This window comes from Haloferax sp. S1W, from assembly GCF_044593955.1.
Classification (GTDB): domain Archaea; phylum Halobacteriota; class Halobacteria; order Halobacteriales; family Haloferacaceae; genus Haloferax.
In genome coordinates, this window is record NZ_CP172595.1 from 904,002 (window position 1) to 921,102 (window position 17,101).

Below are 17,101 nucleotides of genomic sequence, written 5' to 3' on the forward strand. Positions count from 1 at the left end.
TCGGTCCGCGCTTCGTTTTTGCCGCGTTACGGGTAGAGTGCGTTGTCCCGGAACCCCTCGAAAAAGCGCCGGGTGATACCGTTGAGTTCGTCGGTCTCGCTCACCGCCAGATTGTGGCCGACGCCTTTGAACAGCGCCAGCGTCGCGTCGTCGATACCGTCTTTCGTCTCACGGAGTCGCGGTTCGGGGAAGAAGTGGTCCGCATCGCCCGCGGCGACGAGCGTCGGCACGTCGATATCTCCGAGTCTGTCCCGAGAGTCGTGTTCGAGACAGGCAGACAGTGAGACGACAACGTCGGCGGGGACTGCCGGGCGGAGGTCCGCGAATATCCCGGCGAGTTCGATGAGGAACGGTGCGACCGTCCGTTTGGTTCCGGTCGCCGATTCGCGCTCTGCGTCGGCGAGGATATCGGCCCACTTGCTCTTTCCGGCTAACTGCCGCCAGTCTCGGATGACCTGTTCGCCGTGGCCGCCGAGTCGTGAGGCTGCCGACACGAGTGCCAGCGAATCCACGTAGTCGGCATAGTCCGCGGCGAGATACTGGGCGACGAGGCCGCCCATCGAGACACCGATAACGTCGGCCGGCCAGAGGCCCTGTTCGTCGATTACCGTCGCGTACGAAGCGGCCATATCGCGGGTTGAGGACCCGACCGAGAGGTGTCGGCGGCGGCCGACGACCCACACGTCGCGGTCGGAAAATTCGCGGTAGAGTCGGGAGAGTACCACCGCCGTCCCGCGGGAGGGCGCACCCCGCTGGAAGGCGTCCGAGAGGCCGGGGAGGACGAAAAGCGGGTCGCCGTCCGGGTCGCCAACGCGATAGTAGGGACGCCGTCCGTCGAGCATCCCGTAGTCGAGAGTCATGTACTGCGGTACGGGATGGGATGGGAAAATCGTTCTGTCGGGTTACATCTTCGCACCGAAACGCGGTGGACGGCAGTCCGTACGACCAGTCAGACCTGTTCGGGGTCGTCGAGGACGACTGGGATTCCGCGACTCGCCACGTCCACGACGAAGGCCGCGTCGTCCGTTTCGAGGAGCGGGATGGTGTTGTAGTGGATGGGGAGCACGAGGTCGGGGTCCAGCGTCTCCGCGAGGTCGGCCGCTTCGTGGCGGTCCATCACGACGGTGCCACCGATGTTGGCGAGGAACAGCGAGACTTCGAGGTGGCGGAAACCGTCGAGTACGTCCGAGTCGCCGGGCCAGAACACGGTTCTGTTACCGATGGAGATGTGGTACGCACAGCCCAGTCCCCGCGGGTGGTACGGGTCGCCGTTGGCGCGGAGGTGCGGGCCGTCGGGGTCGTTGAACGCGGGCAGCGTCCACACGTCCACCTCGCCGACCGTGAGGAAGTCCTCGTCGTTCACGCGAATCGTCTCGTACGGCAGGTCGTCGACAGGGGTCACATCGCGGTCGATGTTCGCGGCGCTTACGCCCTCGTAGGCCACGACGATAGCATCCTCGTCGGCGACCTGCTCGATTGCGTCGGAGTCGTAGTGGTGGTCGTGGGTGACGAGAATTAGGTCGCCGTCGCGGGCGTAGTAGTCGTCGAGGACGCCGTACCGTCCGGGGTCGAAGTAGACGACGAAGCCGTCGGGCGACTCGATTCGGACCGTCGCGTAGCCGAGCCACGAGACTTCGAGGCCGTCGTGTTTGATGGTCATACTCCAGACGAGGGACTGCCAGAGGAAAAACACGACTACTGCGACGTGGACGCGACTCGCCTGCGACGACCGAGTGCGGCCGCAACCCGGCGGCGACGCGACTCACTACTGCGATTTGGCCAACCGCTCGACTCGCTCCAGCGAATCCGCCGTCTCGGGCGTCTTGTCCTCGCGGACGGTGACGAACCGCGGGAATCGAAGCGCGTAGCCCGAGGAATACGTTGGCGACGCCTGAATCTCCTCGTAGCCGACTTCGAAGACGACCGAGGGGCGGATATCGACTTCCTTGCCCGACTCGCGCTCGATTTCGGGTTCGAGGAGGGCTGTGAGTTCGACCAACTGCTCGTCGGTGATGCCCGTGGCGACCTTGCCGATGGTCTCGAACTCGTCGTCGCCGGAGGCGTCCTCGACGCGGGCCGAAAGCAGGAACGTGCCGAGGAACTTCGCCCGGCGGCCTTCGCCCCACTCGGCCCCGGTGACGACGAGGTCCAGCGTCTCCACGTCGGGTTTGCGCTTCAGCCAGTTTTTCCCGCGGTCACCCGGCGAGTAGGCCGCCTCGGGGTTCTTGAGCATGATTCCCTCGTGGCCCGCGTCGAGGGCGTCAGCCTCGTAGTCGGCAATCTCGTCAACATCGTCCGAAAGGAGGAGGTCGGAGACGGCCGGGGAATCCTGTCCGAGGACGGTCGCAAGCCGGTCGTGGCGCGTCGTAAGCGGGGCGTTCAGCAGGTCGTCGCCGTCGGCGTGGAGGCAATCGAACGCCCGGAGTTCGACCCGAACCTCCTCGCGCATCTGGTCGACGTCGTGCTTGCGGCGGAAGCGACGCAGAATCTCCTGAAACGGCAGCGGGTCGCCCGCGTCGTCCATCGCGACGACTTCGCCGTCGAGGATGACCGGGAAGTCCACGGCGTCTTCGACGAACTCCACCACTTCGGGCAGCGCACCCGTCACGTTCTCCATGTTCCGGGAAAAAAGCGAGACTGCACCCGACTCGTCGCGGTGGACCTGCACGCGCGCGCCGTCGAACTTCGTCTCGACGGCCGCTGTCTCCCACTCGTCGAGGGCGTCTGCGGCGGTCCCCGCCTGCGCGAGCATCGCCTGAATCGGTCTGCCGACTTCGAGGTGGACGTCGTCAAGGCCCGCTTTCCCGTCGTCGCGGGCGACTTGGGCAACCATTCCGTAGTCGTTCGACACCTGGAGGGCGCGAGCGACTGTGGCGATGGCTTCGTCTCGGCGCTCGCGGGCCGCCGCTTCGGTTTCGGAGTCTGCGTCGTCGTCGCGGATGGCGGCCGCGTCGGTGTCGGCGACGAGGAACGCTTCTGCAATGGCGTCGCGGACGCTCCCTTCGCCGACGCCGATGCGCATCTCCGAGAGGACGAGACGCGCGAGGAAGCGGGCTTCGTCGGGGTCGGTTCGGTTGAACAGGCCGTACAAGGTCTTCAGTTTCGTGTCTTCGCTTCCGGACCCCGAGGCGGCGGCGAGGGCGCGAAGTTCGGAATCGACCTCGGCGACGGTCAGGCCGTCTTGCCCGCCCGCGCCGAAGGCTGCGAGGCCGCGTTGGCCGCCGAAGTCGTAACTCGCCGCGACTGCGCCGATTTCTCCCTGGTCGGCCAGTCTGTCTTCGACATCGTCGGCCGAGACGTTCGGCCCGGCGGCGCGGGCGATGGCCTCGTGACAGAGGCGGGGTCCGATATCGAGCGTGGTCGAGTCCCACGCGGGGAACACTCGCCCCTGAACGAAGCGGGCGATCGTTGTGAGGTCGTCGTCGGCGTCACGAAACAGGGCTGCAAGATATGAGACGATAGTGAGGTCCGCGCTCTCGGCTTCGATTTCGGCCGCGCGCTCGGCGAACTCGGCGAACTCCATTGGGCGTGAGTATCGCCGCCCACACAAAAAGGGTCTCGACAGGCGTCGGTGGTGTGAGACGCTGACGAACGTGGCACTCGCCGAGGACTTAAAGGGGATTGGGGTCCGAACGCCGGGTATGAGCGACGACCTCGCGGAGCGTGTGCAAGACGTGCTCGCGGTCGACGCGGACGAGTTCGAAGCACAAGCGAAATCCGACGCGGAGGTGGTCAAGCGCGAACTGCGTGAGGGAACCTTCGATAACCACCAGTCGATAGTCGGTCTCGAATACGAGTTTTACGCCGTTTCGGACGGCCGGTGGTCCGCAAACGGGGAGGGAACCAACGCGCTCATGCGAGTTCCGCGCCGGTTGCTCGAACTCATGGGATTCGAGAAGGAGTTGGGGCTTCACAACGCCGAGATGACGACGAGTCCCCAACCGCTGAACGCTCACGGACTCCGCGCACAGAGTTCCGAAGTTCGCGCTCGACTCTCCGCCGCGCTCGATTGCACCGCCGCCGAAGGAATGCGACTCGTCTCCGATGGCATGTGGACGATTCCGCCGGTCGGCGAATCGGCCACTGAGTACCTCACTGACTCTATCTCCGACAAGCGCGTCCGCCTCGCGACCAACATGTCCGGGTCGGTTCGGTATCACGCGATGGCGAACGGTCCGACCGCCCCGTCGTCGATGACGCTCGAAGCGCCGCACGTCACGCTCGAAGCCGACACCGTGATGCCCGAGTCGCTCATCACCTCGATTCAACCGCACTATCAGGTCTCCCACGCGGTGGACCTCCCGCTGTTTTTCAACTACGCGCTCCGCGCCGCCGGGCCGCTTCTCGCGCTCGGCGTCAACTCGCCGTTCTTCCCCGCCGACCTCTACGACGACGATGCGACGCCCGAACAGATACTCGACGAGGGCTGGGACGAAAACCGAATCGCGGTGTTCGAGACGGTCCTCAACGCCGGTGACCACGACAAGGTTCGCTTCCCGGACGACCTCGGCACCGTCGAAGACGCTGTCGACCGAGTCGCGGACGACTCGACGATGGTTCCGATGTCGGTCACCCGCGGCGACCGTTTCGACGACAAGTTTGCGACGCTCCGCCGGAAGCACGGCACCTACTGGCGCTGGGTTCGCCCGGTGTTCGACGGCGCGACTCGCTCGTCGGCGAACGCCCGCATCGAGTTCCGGCCAATCGCCGCCCAACCGACGGTCCGCGACTCGCTCGCGTTCCAAGCCGCTTTCGCGGGGTTGATGGAACGCCTGCCGCGGCAGGAACATCCCGCCATCAACATGGACTGGGAGACCGCAGAGGAGAACTTCTACACCGCGATGCGCGAGGGGGCACACGGCGACCTGCGGTGGATAAACGCCGACGGCGACGAGGTCGGCGGTGCAGAGTTGTACGAAGACCTGCTCGTCCACGCCCGCGATGGCCTCCGGTTAGCCGGGTGTTCCGAAGAAGAAGCGAACTACTACCTCGAACCTCTGCGGAAGCGCGTCGAGACGGGTGTGACGCCGGCCGACTGGAAGCGCGCGCGCGTCCGCGACCACCTCGACGACGGTGCCGACTTCGAGACGGCACTGCACGCGATGCAGCGCGAGTACGTCGAACAGCAGTCTGAGACACTCCTCGAAGGAGCGTTTTCGGACTGGTTCTAAGCGGTCTCGTTCGACAGCGGCGATTTTACTGTCTTAGCATTCTGAAAGCGCTGTCGCTGACTCCCGTGAAGCCGCGAAAGCGGAGAGAAACCGAGGGTGGCCTTATTCGAGGCCTTCGAAGTTCTGGTGGCGCTGGATGTCGACGCCCTCGTCGGTGACGACGGCGATGTTGATGCCGTTGCCGGATGCGAGGTCGCGCTCGACGGCTGCGCGGATGGCGTTCGTGGCGACCTGCTTCGCTTCGTCGACCGTCAGGTCGTCGCTGTATTCGCGCTCGAGGACACCGAGGGCGTACTGGCTGCCGGAGCCGGTGACGGTGTACTCCTCTTCGAGGATGGACCCGGCGGGGTCGATGCTGTAGATGTGGCCGCCCTCTTCGTCGACGCCGCCGAGGATGGGCTGGACGACGAAGAACGCGCCGGAACGGAGGAAGTTACCCACGAGCGTCGAGAGCGCCTGCATGCTCATGTCTTCGCCGCGGCGGGCCTCGTAGAGTCGAACTTCGGCCTTCAGGTTGCTGATAAGTGACTGTGCGGCGGAGACCGAGCCAGCGATGGTCAGTGCGCCCGTCGGGTGAATCTCTTCGACCTTCTGGACGTCCTTCGAGGAGACCATGTAGCCCATGCTCGCGCGCATGTCGGTCGCGAGGACGACGCCGCCTTCGGTCTTGATACCGACCGTCGTCGTTCCGGTCTTCGTCTCTTTGTCGCCGAGTTCGGTGGCGCGTCGCTCGGCGTGAGAGAACTCGCCGAGTTCCGGGCCGAACACGTTCGAGTGGTCGCCGTTGAGCGAGTCGAGACGGCCAGAGAACTCGTCGTGAGTCGGGGTACGCATTGTCAGCGATTGCACTTCGGCGCTGATAAATGCAACCCTTCACCTCGCCGTTGCCGGTGTCGTGGTGTCTGACACGCGGCGCGAGTGCTGCCGCTCACCAGTCGGGAGTCAGACAAAACGTGGTGTATGCGTCCTACTTGGTGGCTGATACGCGTTCGTACGCGTCTCCAGTTGTTTCGACGAGGCGGTGAACCGGGAGGGTCACGCCCATTTTGCGGGCGGCGAGTGCGACCGGGAGTAGCGCGATGCCAGTCGCGACTGACAGTTGGTAGGCGGCGAGTAGCGCGGTCTGCGTCAGGCGTTGGAACATTGCCGTGTCCTCAACTTGGGGTCGAGACGTCCCCAGTGATAAGTTTTCCCTCCGAGGCCGAACTCCCACCCCGGCGCTGTCTTGCGATTCAACTCTACTTGTATTTTCTCCAACTAGAGCGACTATTCGTCGTGCGTATCACATGACCAGCAGACTACTTTTGCATAAGTTATGGCGATTATCGAAATGCCGTGCGCCGCAGTTCCGCGTTCATTTCAGGCGCTAAGACGCTCGGTCTGAGGCGACTTTCTTTCGGAGTGGGTCGTCCTCGGCGAGGACGAATCCTCGTGTGGAACTCTCTGTCACTCGTCCGTCCGAACCACAAAGCACGAAACCCCCTCGTCGCGTACGTCCACTATGACCAACTATCTCGTCGCGATGGAGGCGGCCTGGCTAGTACGGGACGTCGAGGGCATCGACGACGCCATCGGCGTCGCCGTCAGCGAAGCCGGAAAGCGTCTCAACGAAAAGGACAAAGAGTACGTCGAAGTCGAAGTCGGTGCGACCCCGTGTCCCGCCTGTGGCGAACCGTTCGACTCGGCGTTTATCGCCGCAAACACCGCGCTCGTGGGCCTCCTCCTCGAAATCAAGGTCTTCAACGCGGACGGCGAAAAGCACGCCTCTCGCATCGCAAAGAGCGAAGTCGGCGGCGCACTCCGTGACGTTCCCCTCGACGTTATCGACGTGATGGAGTTCGCGGACGAAGACGACGCCTAAGCGACCAGAAGCTTTTTTCATAACCGTGGGTTATCCCCTCGGTATGGAACTCCCCACGCCGAACGACCTTCGGGAACGCCGGAAGTCGTTAGAGCTAACGCAGAGCAAACTCGCCGACATGGCGGGTGTCTCACAGCCCCTCATCGCCCGCATCGAGGGCGGTGACGTAGACCCGCGTCTCTCGACGCTTCGCCGTATCGTCGAGGCACTGGACGAGGCTGAGGGCCGAATCGTCCGTGCGGAGGACGTGATGAACATCGACGTTCGAAGCGTCGCCCCCGACGACTCGGTCCGCGAGGCACGCGACCTGATGCTCGACGCCGGGTTCTCGCAGTTGCCGGTCATCGATAACGGGATGCCGCTCGGATTCATCTCCAACAGTGATATCCGGCACGTCAAGGAAGACGACGTGACGCAACGACCCGTGAGCGAAGTCATGTCCGAGGGTCTCACCACGGTCGAACTGGATACGACACTCGACGAGGTGAGCAGCGGCCTCGACCACAACTCGGCTATCCTCGTCGTCGAAGGCGGAGAGACGGTCGGCATCATCACCGACGCCGACATCGCCGCGCACATCTGAGGCATTTCGGGCCCCGGATTTCGGCCAGCGTTAGAACCGACGTTAGCGACGGCGGACGACGAGCGGCGTCTCACCGCACGGTTGTGTCGTCATCTCCGGCGTGATTTCGAGTGGTTCGTCTTTCCCCCACTCGATGTCGAAATCTCGAAGCACGGTTGCGAGGACGATTTTGGCCTCGGTGAGCGCGAAGGCGCGGCCGAGACAACTCCGCGCCCCTGCACCGAAGGGCACGTAGGCGTACTTCGGCCGGTCTTTGTTTTTCTCCCACCGCTCCGGTCGAAACGAAAATGAGTCGTCGTACCAGCGCTCGTCGCGGTGAATGCGAATGATAGACAGGTGGATGTCCGAACCGGCCGGAATCGTTCGGTCGCCGACGGAAAACGGGCGGGTCGTCTCGCGCGGAAGGGTGTGAACCGGCGGATAGAGTCGCAGCGCCTCTTTGATGACGCGTTCGAGGACGATGAGTTCGTCCATCGCCGCCGTCGTCACCGGGCCGTCACCGATGACGCGGTCGACTTCTTCGACGGCGCGCTCGTACGGCTCTGGATTCGACGCCAGCGCGTAGAGCGTGAACGTGAGTGCGAGCGCAGTGGTCTCGTGGCCAGCGAAAATCATCCCGACAAGTTGGTTCTCCATCGACTCGACCGTCTTCGGGTACTCGGTTCCGAGGGCGTCGGCGAGACGGGCAGTGAGGCTCTCTTCGTCGGCCGTCTCGACGAGCGTGCGAACTTCCTCACGGAGAATCTGCTCGGAGTTGTTGAATCGGCGGCGACTTGGTGTGGGGACCCACGACGGCAGCACCCACGACTGCGGGGCGAACCGCCCGTTGAGGCCATCGGCCGCGGTCCGAATCCGTTCGTCGCCGTCGAGTTCGAGTTCGCGCCCGAGTATGGTCGCGAAGATGACTTCCAACGTGAGATTCTTCATCTGCGCTTCCGCCGAAAGCGTCCCCTCATCGGGCCACGCCGCCAGTCTGCGCTCCACCTGTTTGCGCATGACTGAGGCGTACTCAGTCACGCGGTCCCAGTGGAAAAACGGGTCCAGTTCGTTCCGTTGCTTCTGCCATTCTTCTCCTTCCACGGCGACGATGGCATCACGGAACGCTGCGTCGAACTCGTTTCCCTTCGAGATGGCATCCGATTCGGTCACGAACGCCCGTTCGAAGTGGTCCGGATGCGCGAGAATGTACAACCGGCCGATTCCGAGGAGGTCGAGACCGACCGTACTGTCCACACCGTGTTCAGCTAGCATGTCGGCCACGAAGCCGAAGGGGTCCGCCGCGAAGCCGACGGTATGCCCGAGAAGCGGCCAGCCGCTGGGTGTCGGTGGTGTTCGCGTCACACGTTCTACAACCCGAAGAACAGTGATGAATGATTCGGCCGAACTACAGTTCGAGTCCGCGAATCGCGACGCCGTCGCCCGCTTCGACGTGCCCGATGACGCGGCCGTCGGTGGCTTCGACGAGGGCTTCGGCGTTCTCTTCGGGGACTGCGGCGACGAACCCGGTTCCCATGTTGAACGTCGTGTGCATCTCCTCGTTGGAGACACCGCCTTTCTCCTGAATGAAGTCGAAGATAGCGTGCGGTTCGAAGGCGTCCTCGACGACGTAGCGGAACTCGCCCATCCGTTCGAGGTTGGTCCAGCCACCGCCGGTGACGTGGGCCGCGGCGCGGGTGTCAGCAGCGCGCAGGTCGTCGAGCAGGTAGGTGTAGAGGCGCGTCGGTTCGAGCAGCGCCTCGCCGATGGTGTCGTAGTCGTCGCCGTCCCACTCGTCCGTGTAGTCGCCGTCTTTCGTCGCGGCCTTGCGCGCGAGCGTCAGTCCGTTCGAGTGAATCCCCGACGACGGGAATCCGACGAGCGCGTCGCCCGGTTCGGCTTCACCCGGGAAGATGGCGTCTTTCTTCGCGAGACCGGCGCAGGTCCCCGCGAGGTCCAGTCCGTTGATGACCTCCGGCATGACGGCCGTCTCGCCGCCGACGAGTTCGATGGCCGCTTCCTCGGCACCTGCGGCGAGGCCCTGGCCGACCTGCTCGGCAAACATCTCGTCCGGTTTGTCGACCGCGAGGTAGTCCACGAACGCGACGGGCCGGACGCCCGCGGCGACGAGGTCGTTCGCGTTCATTGCGATGCAGTCGATTCCGACCGTCGAGTAATCCCCGAGCGCCTCCGCGACGAGGAGTTTCGTCCCGACGCCGTCGGTTGCGAGACCGAGATATCGGTCGCCGATGTCGAGCAGACCGGCGTAATCTCCTGAACCGCCGCCCACCTGCGCGACGAGCGCTGCCGTTGCGGCTTCACTGGCTTCGATATCGACGCCCGCGTCCGCGTAGGTCATCCCCTCGGAGTCGTCGTCGTTCGTCATGTTCGTGTACGAGATTGGCCGAAATATAAAATCAGTGGGTATGGATTATACATGTTCTCGTATATGCCGGTGGTAGTGCCGAAATACCGGGGACGGAATATCGGCGACGGAAGCGAGACGATAGTGAACAACCCCCGAGTGTGTTGGACAGTATGCAGCGCTACTAGTGGGTTGCACTCGCCCGAAGTGGGGTGCAGTTTGCGCTCACTCGGAGTGGTGTGCAGTCCGGTAAACGCCTACTTCTGAAGCGCCTGTGCGTGTCCGATTGGTCACGCACCACCCACACTGACCTGTCACAGAGATACACTCTTAGAACGGTTTATAAACCGTCTAATCCGATTTAACTCCTCAATAAAACGTCTGAAAGTTCTCCTTGTAGGTGCGTAAATTGTCTAGCTCGGGCTAAAGAGTTGGAAAACCGAGCAAATTCGACGCAACGCTCGGCCCCTTATATGATGGTCCCGGTGGTATGCAGAAGTGACGATGTCCGGAATACCCTCCACCTCGGATTCAGTCGCGCTGGACCTCGCGGCCACGCTTGGTCGAGTTGCACTCGAACCGTTCGAGACGCTCGCGTTCTGGTCAGCAATCGCGCTCCCCCTCGCGTACCTTCCCCTGCTCGCGTCAGGCCTCGGAGGCGGCGACCTGCCCCTGTTCGCCGGGTTGCTGGCGCTGCACGTGACCGCGCTCGTCCTCGGACGCGACCACGCACAGGACTAGACAAGACGCACATTCCGGCGTCGTCCTCAGTTCCCGCCGGCACCACGCCCGTCCCCCTGGGCGTCGATTGGTCCCCTCCCCTGCCCCTCGTTCGGTCCCGAACCTACCCCTCGTTCGGTCCCGAACCTGCCCCTCGTTCGGTCCCGAACCTGCCCCTCGTCCGGTCCCGAACCGCCCCTCGTTCCTACCCCTTCACGAACCTCCCCACGCAGTTCCTTCCTCTGGTGGCACCTTCTGATTCTCTTGCACCGAGCGAGACGCCCGTCTCGGAGCACCCGCTGTTCGCGTCCGATTGCGTCGCAAAAAATTAGCCGCCGAGCAGTCGGGCGCGACTTCAGAACCCGACGAACAGGAGCAATACCACCGTCAGGAGCGCCGAGACAGCGAACATACCGGCGAAGACGGGTGTGCTCCACGCCTTGACCGTTCGCCCGTCGAGCGAGGCGAAAGGAAGCATGTTGAACGCCGCGAGGAAGGCGTTAATGACTAGCCCACGCGCGCCAACGAGTTCGACGAGTCCCGAGTTGAGGGCGACCCCGGCGACGAATATCGGCACGAACGCGACGACGAGTACGAGGTTCATCGCCGGGCCTGCGAGCGCGATAAGGCCGTGTTCGCGTTTCGTGAGCATCCCGCGGTGGTGGACTGCGCCGGGTGCGGCGAAGATGAACCCGATGAGGGCGCTCATGACCGCGATACCGAGCATGCCGTAGTCGGCGCGGAACTCGGCGACCTGTCCGAATCTGACGGCGACCACTTTGTGTGCGACTTCGTGGAAGAGGAACGCCACACCCGCGGTGAGCAGGCTGACGAGGAGCGCGAGGCCGAACGTCCCACTCAAGAGGAGTCCGATGGCGCGCTGTCCTCCGCCCGCGAAGAAGATAGCGAACGCGAGACCGAGCGCCAACCACGCGACGACGAGGTCACGGAGTTCGCGCGACGAGAAGGTGATGTTCACGTAAGGGTCCTCCAGAGGAGTTCGGCGCTATTTCGTGCGCCCTCGAACATCAGGTTTGTGACGCCGCTGATGCCGCCGAGGTCGGCCGCGATGACCGGGAGGACGTAGGTCACGAAGAGGAAACTCGCAATCATGCTCCCGATGTTCGTCATCGCCACGACCATGATGAGTTTGAAAAGCGGCACGTCGAACATCTGGCTGACGAGTTCCGTGAGAGGCGTCTCCTCGTCCGAGAGGATGCGGTTGAGCGTGCCGATGTCGCCGACGTTGACCGGGGTGTGCCGGAGTTCGACGTAGCCGGTGAACCAGCCGGGCGCGAGAAGCGGGTTGATGGAGGTCATCCACGCGACGAGGCCGCCGACGAGCGCGGACGTCCACCGCGCGCCAGCGAGTTTGGCGAGACCGGCGGCAAAGACGCCGTTGATGAGGAACCACGCGCCGAAGATGGTAAGCAAGCGTTCGTTACCGACGCCAGCCATTGCGAGGAGGACGAAGAACGCAACGAAGACGGCGGTGATGCCGAAGCCGATAAGCTTCCCCCACGGGAAGCCGTCCTTCTCGGCGACGCCGACGAGCGATTCCATCGGCGGAAGTGTCGACGGATTTTGGAGATACCCCTCGATTCCGGCTTTGTGGCCCGCGCCGACGACGGCGACGACGTGGTGGCCGGACTGCCGCAGTGCGACGAGTTGGTGTGCGATGAAGGCGTCACGCTCGTCGATGAGCGCTTCCGCGCCGCCGGGGCTGAACCGGCGGAACTCCTCCATCATCGCCGCCACAACGTCGCCGTCGGTCAGTTCCGACATGTCGAACTCCTCTACGTCCTCGGCGGGTGCGAACAGACCGAGCGCGTTCAGGACGCTCCCTGCGGCGACACCCACGACGATTCCTGTGAGGATACCGAGGACGAGGCTCCCGACGATTGTCGTGCCGAGGCCGCCGAGAACGGACGCAACGACGCCGGTGCCAAGTCCGAGACCGACCCCACCGACGAGCCCGACTGCTGCACCGCCGCCGAGACCGGCGAGAAGCGCGTCGTCGCCGTCGAGGACGAACGTCGCAACGGTGTAGAGGAGGTACGCTGCCGCGGCCCCGACGACTGCGCCGGTCGCCGTTCGGGTGAGAATCATCTCGGAGATGCCGACCGTGCCACCGTAGAGACCGACGAGCGGACCGAGGAGGACGCCGACGGCGATGCCGAAGATTGCGCCGACACCGCGCGCGTCGGCCACGCCGAACGCGAGGTCGCCTGCCATGCGCATCTTCTCGACGAGACCCATCCGCCGCCAGAAGCGCTGGATGGTCGTCTGGATGTCGCGGTCGACGAGCGCCACGTCGATGCCCGAGTCTTCGGCCGTCTCGACGGCCGCGAGCATGTCCGCGCCGGGCTTTACGTCGAATTTGTCTCCCATGCGCGACTGGACGTACGAGAGCATCCAGTAGGCGATAAACTGGAAGACGGTGTTCCCCCGCAGGAGGTCGCGCGCTTCGATGTCGTCGGGTGTCCCACCCTTCAACTGTCGGTACCGTCCTTCGTCGAGTTCGACCGCGACCACGTCCGGGGCTTCCGCTTCGATGGTCTCTTCGACCTCTCGGACGCTGTCGGCCGAGACGTGGGCCGTGCCGACAACGTGGACGTGACCCTCGCCGGGCGACGAATCGTTCATCGCCGGGACTACCGGCCCACGGTTTTTATCCGTGTCGGCATCACCCACGAACCATGCACGAGTTCGACGCGCGAACCCCGACGGCGGCCCACGAGGTCGCGCTCGATTGCCTCCGCGCCGGTGTCGAGTCCGTCCTTCCCGACCGCGTCGTCCGCGAGTCGGTTTCCCTCGACGGCGACACACTCACGGTCGCGGAGACGACGTACGACCTCTCGGATTACGACCGGATTCTCGTGGTCGGCGGCGGGAAAGCTGGCGACGGCGTCGCGGACGCGCTCGAAGAAATCCTTGGTGACCGAATCGATGACGGCGTTGTCGTGACGCCCACCCCCGGAACCGGCGACCGAATCGAGCGACTGCCGGGCGACCATCCTGTCCCGTCGAAGCGGGGCGTCGAGAGCACGCGCCGACTCGTCGACCTCGTTTCGGACCTCGACGAGCGAACGCTGGTTCTCGTCGCCGTCACGGGCGGCGCGAGCGCGGTTCTCCCGGCACCCGAACCGAGTGTCCCGCTTTCTGACCTCCGTGAGACGACCGACCTGCTGCTCGAAAGCGGTGCCGAAATCGACGACCTCAACGCGGTTCGAAAGCACCTCTCGACGCTCAAAGGCGGCGGTCTCGCCCGCATCGCCGCCCCTGCCACGGTGGTCGGTCTCGTCCTCTCGGACGTGGTCGGAAACGACCTCGGCGTCATCGCTTCCGGGCCGACCGCACCCGACGAGACGACCTACGACGACGCGCTGGACGTGCTCGACCGATTCGACCTCGATGTCCCCCGGTCGGTTCGCACGCGACTTGCACGCGGGTCCGCAGGTGAGATTCGAGAGACACCGAAACCGGGTGACTCAGTCTTCGACCGCGTGACGAACCACGTTCTCGCCGACACGTTCACCGCGCTCGACGCTGCTCGTGAGGTTGCGCGCGGGCGGGGATACGACCCGCTCATCCTCTCTTCGCGCGTCCGCGGTGAGGCCCGCGAAGCGGCCAAGACGCACGTCGCTATCGCCGAGGAGGTCCACGCGACCGGCAACCCGCTCGACGCTCCTGCGGTGGTTCTCTCTGGTGGCGAGTGTACAGTGACCGTCAGCGGCGACGGCTTGGGCGGGCCGAATCTCGAATTCTGTCTCGCGGCCGCCCCCGAGTTACCTGCCGGAACTGTGCTTGCGAGCATCGACACCGACGGCAAAGACGGCGGGACCGACGTGGCAGGCGCGCTCGTGGACGCTGAAACAGTCACACCTCGGGACGCATATCGCTCGCTGGCGACGAACAACGCACTCCCGGCGCTCCGCGACGCCGACGCCCTCGTGGAGACGGGACCGACCGGGACGAACGTCAACGACCTTCGGGTGCTCGTGGTCGAATCCGGTGAGTAGCGGTCGAACCCGTGGATAGCGGTCAAGCTCGGTGGGGAGCGGTCGAACCCAGCGAGGAGCGGCTAAGTACGGTGCGTTGACCGACTACGGCGCGGACGGTGTCGGTGACAACAAGTTTGTATCCTTCGGCGTAGTAGCACTTCGTATGGCAGATTTGCTGCCCTCCAGCCGCGATACCTCTGCTGCCGAGGAGCCTTCCCCCCGTGTTATCGGACTCGACGACGACGAGGCGTCGAACCTGCTTTCGGCACTCTCGTCTGAGACGGCCCGGCGACTTCTTGGCGTACTCCACGAAGAACCGACGAACGCCGCCGAACTCGCCGACCGAGTGGATACCTCTCTCCAGAACGTCCAGTACCACCTCGGCAAACTCGACGAGGCAGGCCTCATCGAGGTCATCGATACGGTCTACTCGGAGAAGGGCCGCGAGATGAAGGTCTACGCACCCGCCGACCGCCCACTCGTCGTCGTTGCCGCGACGGAGGAGACGCGAAGCGGTCTTGCGACTGCGCTGACCAGCCTCCTCGGGGGCGTCTCCGTCTTGGGTCTCCTCGCGGCGTTCATCCAGTGGCTCGCGACCCGTGGCCCCGGTCCGTTGCTCCCGTTCGCGCAGACAGGTGGCGCAGAGGCCGACAGCGTCTCGCTCGCAACGACTGAGGCAGCCAGCGAAGCGGCACCAGTTGTCGGGCAAGCGATACCTCCCGGCATCGCGTTCTTCGCGGGCGGACTCGTCATCTTACTCGCCATCGCAGTGGTGCAATACTACCGACAATAATCTGCCATCTGTCTCGTATTTTTCCAGTCCTCCCCGCTTTGCTGGGGTAACTATTCGTACCCGCGCAAACTATTATAGGTATGAAACACCGTGCCGAGGTCCGTGGTATCGGGGTGGGTGTCGGCGAGGACGGGACGAACGTCCCAGCAGTGATTCTCGAAGCGCGGGACGAGTTCTTGCCCATCGTCATCACGTCCGACCAGGCGCAGGCGATTCAACTCGGACTTGCGGGCGACAAGTTCGAGCGACCGCTGACTCACGACCTGTTGGTCGAGATGGTGACAGAGTTCGGCGGTGCAATCGACAGTATCCGCATCGACGACCTCTCGGACGGGACGTTCTACGCGAAAGTCGACGCCGAACGATACCACAGCGGTGAGGTGCGGTCGTTCGTCTTCGACGCCCGCCCCAGCGACGCGATTGCCCTCGGCGTCCGCGTCGACTGCCCGATTCTCATCTCCGACGAGGTGCTGGACGCGGCCGGGCAACCGCCCGAAATCTTCGATGTGGACTTCGATGAGTAAGGCCGACTCGGGTCCCACAGTTTCGCCGCCGAACGCAGGTCCCACGATTTCAAGCCCCCCCAGTGCGACGGCTCTCGCATGAGCCAGAAAACGTCCACGCTCGCCGAATCGCGAACCGAGATGACCGAGCTACTTCTGCCGAACGACACGAACAATCTCGGCCGCGCGCTCGGTGGGGCGGTCCTCCACTGGATGGACATCTGCGGGGCAATCGCGGCGATGCGATTCTCCAACCGCCAGTGTGTGACCGCCTCGATGGACCACGTCGATTTCATCAGTCCCATCGACCTCGGCGAGGTGGCCGTCATGGAGGCGTACGTGTTCAACGTCGGCCACACGAGCGTCGACGTGAAGGTCGATGTCCACGCGGAGAACCCGAAGACCGAAGAGCGTCGCAAGACCACGTCGTCGTTCCTGACGTTCGTCGCGCTCGACGACGACGGCCGACCGACACCCGTTCCCCGGCTCGAATGTCCGACGCCCGAGGAGGAAGCCCTCCGCGAAGAGGCGGTCGAGGCTCGCGCCGCCCAGTTGGAAGACGTCATCGACCGCATGGAAAACGAGTAATCACCGCCGACCGCGGCGAACCCTTATCCGGGAAGCCGACCCACCCCTGAGTATGCTCGACGTTCCCGTCCCCGACCCGCCGACGCTCCCGACAGTCGACCCCAACGAGTACGAGGACGCGCACGTTGCGGCCGACGCCGACTTCAAGCGAACCGAACTGGAGGAGTTGCTTCGAGAGGGCGCGTGGGCCGAGGCGTTCGAGGCGTGGGCAGCCGAGACGCCCGTCACCGAAGACCAGTGGCAGGTCGTCCTCGAACTGGACCTGCTTTCGTACTTCGACTTCTTCTGGGACGACTTCGCGGACCGCGTCGGCTACCACGCGCCGGGCATCCCCGAAGACTGGAAGGAGCGAGAACTCCACTCTCAACTGACCTCGTGGGGGCAGGTGTCGTCTATCAACGCCGGTCTCACCGAACTCGGCCAAGAAGTGTGCGACGTGCTCAAAGACGACTACATCGACTGGGAGTCCGAGTACGAAGCGCCGGACGACCTGCCTGACTTCGGCTGAGCCACCGGGACTCGAGTCACGGCGGACGT

At 64.2% G+C, this 17,101-nt stretch carries 18 protein-coding genes; 9 read left to right on the forward strand and 9 right to left on the reverse strand.

Annotated elements, in window-relative coordinates; all coding sequences use genetic code 11:
* Positions 1–26 precede the first annotated feature (26 nt).
* The 3 genes from ACH9L7_RS04775 to ligA all read right to left on the reverse strand — a co-directional run bounded on the left by ACH9L7_RS04775 (position 27) and on the right by ligA (position 3,523).
* Positions 27–860, reverse strand: a complete 834-nt coding sequence (locus ACH9L7_RS04775; RefSeq protein ID WP_396612593.1) for an alpha/beta fold hydrolase — start codon at positions 858–860, stop codon at positions 27–29.
* An 89-nt stretch (positions 861–949) separates the two neighbouring features.
* Positions 950–1,660 carry an MBL fold metallo-hydrolase gene (locus ACH9L7_RS04780; protein WP_396612594.1) on the reverse strand — a complete coding sequence of 237 codons (711 nt, stop codon included), beginning with the start codon at positions 1,658–1,660 and terminating at the stop codon, positions 950–952.
* A gap of 105 nt (positions 1,661–1,765) precedes the next feature.
* A complete protein-coding gene (gene ligA / locus ACH9L7_RS04785; RefSeq protein WP_396612595.1) occupies positions 1,766–3,523 on the reverse strand; it encodes an ATP-dependent DNA ligase LigA in 1,758 nt (585 codons plus the stop codon).
* 118 nt (positions 3,524–3,641) lie between these two features.
* Here ligA and ACH9L7_RS04790 point away from each other — a divergent pair, with 118 nt between their 5' ends.
* On the forward strand, positions 3,642–5,171 hold the full coding sequence (locus ACH9L7_RS04790; RefSeq protein ID WP_396612596.1) for a hypothetical protein: 1,530 nt from the start codon (positions 3,642–3,644) through the stop codon (positions 5,169–5,171).
* 102 nt (positions 5,172–5,273) lie between these two features.
* Here ACH9L7_RS04790 and psmB read toward each other — a convergent pair whose 3' ends face one another.
* Both psmB and ACH9L7_RS04800 read right to left on the reverse strand, forming a co-directional pair.
* Entirely contained in the window at positions 5,274–6,005 is a 732-nt protein-coding gene (gene psmB / locus ACH9L7_RS04795; RefSeq protein WP_396612597.1) for an archaeal proteasome endopeptidase complex subunit beta, read from the reverse strand.
* A 133-nt stretch (positions 6,006–6,138) separates the two neighbouring features.
* Entirely contained in the window at positions 6,139–6,315 is a 177-nt protein-coding gene (locus ACH9L7_RS04800; RefSeq protein ID WP_396612598.1) for a hypothetical protein, read from the reverse strand.
* A gap of 357 nt (positions 6,316–6,672) precedes the next feature.
* Between ACH9L7_RS04800 and ACH9L7_RS04805 the strand changes: the two genes are divergently transcribed.
* Together ACH9L7_RS04805 and ACH9L7_RS04810 are read left to right on the forward strand one after the other, a co-directional pair.
* Positions 6,673–7,032: a DUF555 domain-containing protein gene (locus ACH9L7_RS04805; RefSeq protein WP_396612599.1), complete on the forward strand. Its 360-nt coding sequence runs from the start codon at positions 6,673–6,675 to the stop codon at positions 7,030–7,032.
* A 43-nt stretch (positions 7,033–7,075) separates the two neighbouring features.
* Positions 7,076–7,615 carry a CBS domain-containing protein gene (locus ACH9L7_RS04810; RefSeq protein WP_396612600.1) on the forward strand — a complete coding sequence of 180 codons (540 nt, stop codon included), beginning with the start codon at positions 7,076–7,078 and terminating at the stop codon, positions 7,613–7,615.
* A 42-nt stretch (positions 7,616–7,657) separates the two neighbouring features.
* Here ACH9L7_RS04810 and ACH9L7_RS04815 read toward each other — a convergent pair whose 3' ends face one another.
* Together ACH9L7_RS04815 and purM are read right to left on the reverse strand one after the other, a co-directional pair.
* Positions 7,658–8,956 (reverse strand): cytochrome P450, encoded by a 1,299-nt coding sequence (locus ACH9L7_RS04815; protein ID WP_396612601.1) that lies wholly within the window; start codon positions 8,954–8,956, stop codon positions 7,658–7,660.
* A gap of 43 nt (positions 8,957–8,999) precedes the next feature.
* Entirely contained in the window at positions 9,000–9,977 is a 978-nt protein-coding gene (purM, locus tag ACH9L7_RS04820; protein WP_396612602.1) for a phosphoribosylformylglycinamidine cyclo-ligase, read from the reverse strand.
* 483 nt (positions 9,978–10,460) lie between these two features.
* Between purM and ACH9L7_RS04825 the strand changes: the two genes are divergently transcribed.
* Positions 10,461–10,697, forward strand: coding sequence for a hypothetical protein (locus ACH9L7_RS04825; protein WP_396612603.1), 237 nt, complete (start codon positions 10,461–10,463; stop codon positions 10,695–10,697).
* Positions 10,698–11,031: 334 nt separating this feature from the next.
* Here the strand turns inward: ACH9L7_RS04825 and ACH9L7_RS04830 are convergent, their stop codons facing one another.
* Positions 11,032–11,655, reverse strand: coding sequence for a metalloprotease (locus ACH9L7_RS04830; RefSeq protein WP_396612604.1), 624 nt, complete (start codon positions 11,653–11,655; stop codon positions 11,032–11,034).
* Positions 11,652–13,322 carry a TraB/GumN family protein gene (locus ACH9L7_RS04835; RefSeq protein ID WP_396612605.1) on the reverse strand — a complete coding sequence of 557 codons (1,671 nt, stop codon included), beginning with the start codon at positions 13,320–13,322 and terminating at the stop codon, positions 11,652–11,654. The genes ACH9L7_RS04830 and ACH9L7_RS04835 overlap by 4 nt, the downstream gene beginning before the upstream one ends.
* 53 nt (positions 13,323–13,375) lie before the next feature.
* On the opposite strand from ACH9L7_RS04835, the gene ACH9L7_RS04840 reads away from it, so the two are divergent.
* The 5 genes from ACH9L7_RS04840 (at position 13,376) to ACH9L7_RS04860 (ending at position 17,072) form a co-directional block, all read left to right on the forward strand.
* Entirely contained in the window at positions 13,376–14,698 is a 1,323-nt protein-coding gene (locus ACH9L7_RS04840; protein ID WP_396612606.1) for a glycerate kinase, read from the forward strand.
* A gap of 145 nt (positions 14,699–14,843) precedes the next feature.
* Positions 14,844–15,473 (forward strand): ArsR/SmtB family transcription factor, encoded by a 630-nt coding sequence (locus ACH9L7_RS04845; RefSeq protein ID WP_396612607.1) that lies wholly within the window; start codon positions 14,844–14,846, stop codon positions 15,471–15,473.
* Positions 15,474–15,553: 80 nt separating this feature from the next.
* The gene (locus ACH9L7_RS04850; protein ID WP_396612608.1) at positions 15,554–15,997 is read left to right on the forward strand and encodes a bifunctional nuclease family protein; all 444 of its coding nucleotides are present in this window, start codon (positions 15,554–15,556) and stop codon (positions 15,995–15,997) included.
* 78 nt (positions 15,998–16,075) lie between these two features.
* A complete protein-coding gene (locus ACH9L7_RS04855) occupies positions 16,076–16,564 on the forward strand; it encodes an acyl-CoA thioesterase (protein WP_396612609.1) in 489 nt (162 codons plus the stop codon).
* Between the two features lie 52 nt (positions 16,565–16,616).
* The gene (locus tag ACH9L7_RS04860) at positions 16,617–17,072 is read left to right on the forward strand and encodes a hypothetical protein (protein ID WP_396612610.1); all 456 of its coding nucleotides are present in this window, start codon (positions 16,617–16,619) and stop codon (positions 17,070–17,072) included.
* Positions 17,073–17,101: the final 29 nt, after the last annotated feature.

Bases quoted from the DNA above. Each gene is read 5' to 3' on its own strand.
- ACH9L7_RS04775 (WP_396612593.1), bottom strand. From the start codon at position 860: ATGACTCTCGACTACGGGATGCTCGACGGACGGCGTCCCTACTATCGC.
- ACH9L7_RS04780 (WP_396612594.1), bottom strand. From the start codon at position 1,660: ATGACCATCAAACACGACGGCCTCGAAGTCTCGTGGCTCGGCTACGCG.
- ligA (WP_396612595.1), bottom strand. From the start codon at position 3,523: ATGGAGTTCGCCGAGTTCGCCGAGCGCGCGGCCGAAATCGAAGCCGAG.
- ACH9L7_RS04790 (WP_396612596.1), top strand. From the start codon at position 3,642: ATGAGCGACGACCTCGCGGAGCGTGTGCAAGACGTGCTCGCGGTCGAC.
- psmB (WP_396612597.1), bottom strand. From the start codon at position 6,005: ATGCGTACCCCGACTCACGACGAGTTCTCTGGCCGTCTCGACTCGCTC.
- ACH9L7_RS04800 (WP_396612598.1), bottom strand. From the start codon at position 6,315: ATGTTCCAACGCCTGACGCAGACCGCGCTACTCGCCGCCTACCAACTG.
- ACH9L7_RS04805 (WP_396612599.1), top strand. From the start codon at position 6,673: ATGACCAACTATCTCGTCGCGATGGAGGCGGCCTGGCTAGTACGGGAC.
- ACH9L7_RS04810 (WP_396612600.1), top strand. From the start codon at position 7,076: ATGGAACTCCCCACGCCGAACGACCTTCGGGAACGCCGGAAGTCGTTA.
- purM (WP_396612602.1), bottom strand. From the start codon at position 9,977: ATGACGAACGACGACGACTCCGAGGGGATGACCTACGCGGACGCGGGC.
- ACH9L7_RS04825 (WP_396612603.1), top strand. From the start codon at position 10,461: ATGTCCGGAATACCCTCCACCTCGGATTCAGTCGCGCTGGACCTCGCG.
- ACH9L7_RS04835 (WP_396612605.1), bottom strand. From the start codon at position 13,322: ATGAACGATTCGTCGCCCGGCGAGGGTCACGTCCACGTTGTCGGCACG.
- ACH9L7_RS04840 (WP_396612606.1), top strand. From the start codon at position 13,376: ATGCACGAGTTCGACGCGCGAACCCCGACGGCGGCCCACGAGGTCGCG.
- ACH9L7_RS04845 (WP_396612607.1), top strand. From the start codon at position 14,844: ATGGCAGATTTGCTGCCCTCCAGCCGCGATACCTCTGCTGCCGAGGAG.
- ACH9L7_RS04850 (WP_396612608.1), top strand. From the start codon at position 15,554: ATGAAACACCGTGCCGAGGTCCGTGGTATCGGGGTGGGTGTCGGCGAG.
- ACH9L7_RS04855 (WP_396612609.1), top strand. From the start codon at position 16,076: ATGAGCCAGAAAACGTCCACGCTCGCCGAATCGCGAACCGAGATGACC.
- ACH9L7_RS04860 (WP_396612610.1), top strand. From the start codon at position 16,617: ATGCTCGACGTTCCCGTCCCCGACCCGCCGACGCTCCCGACAGTCGAC.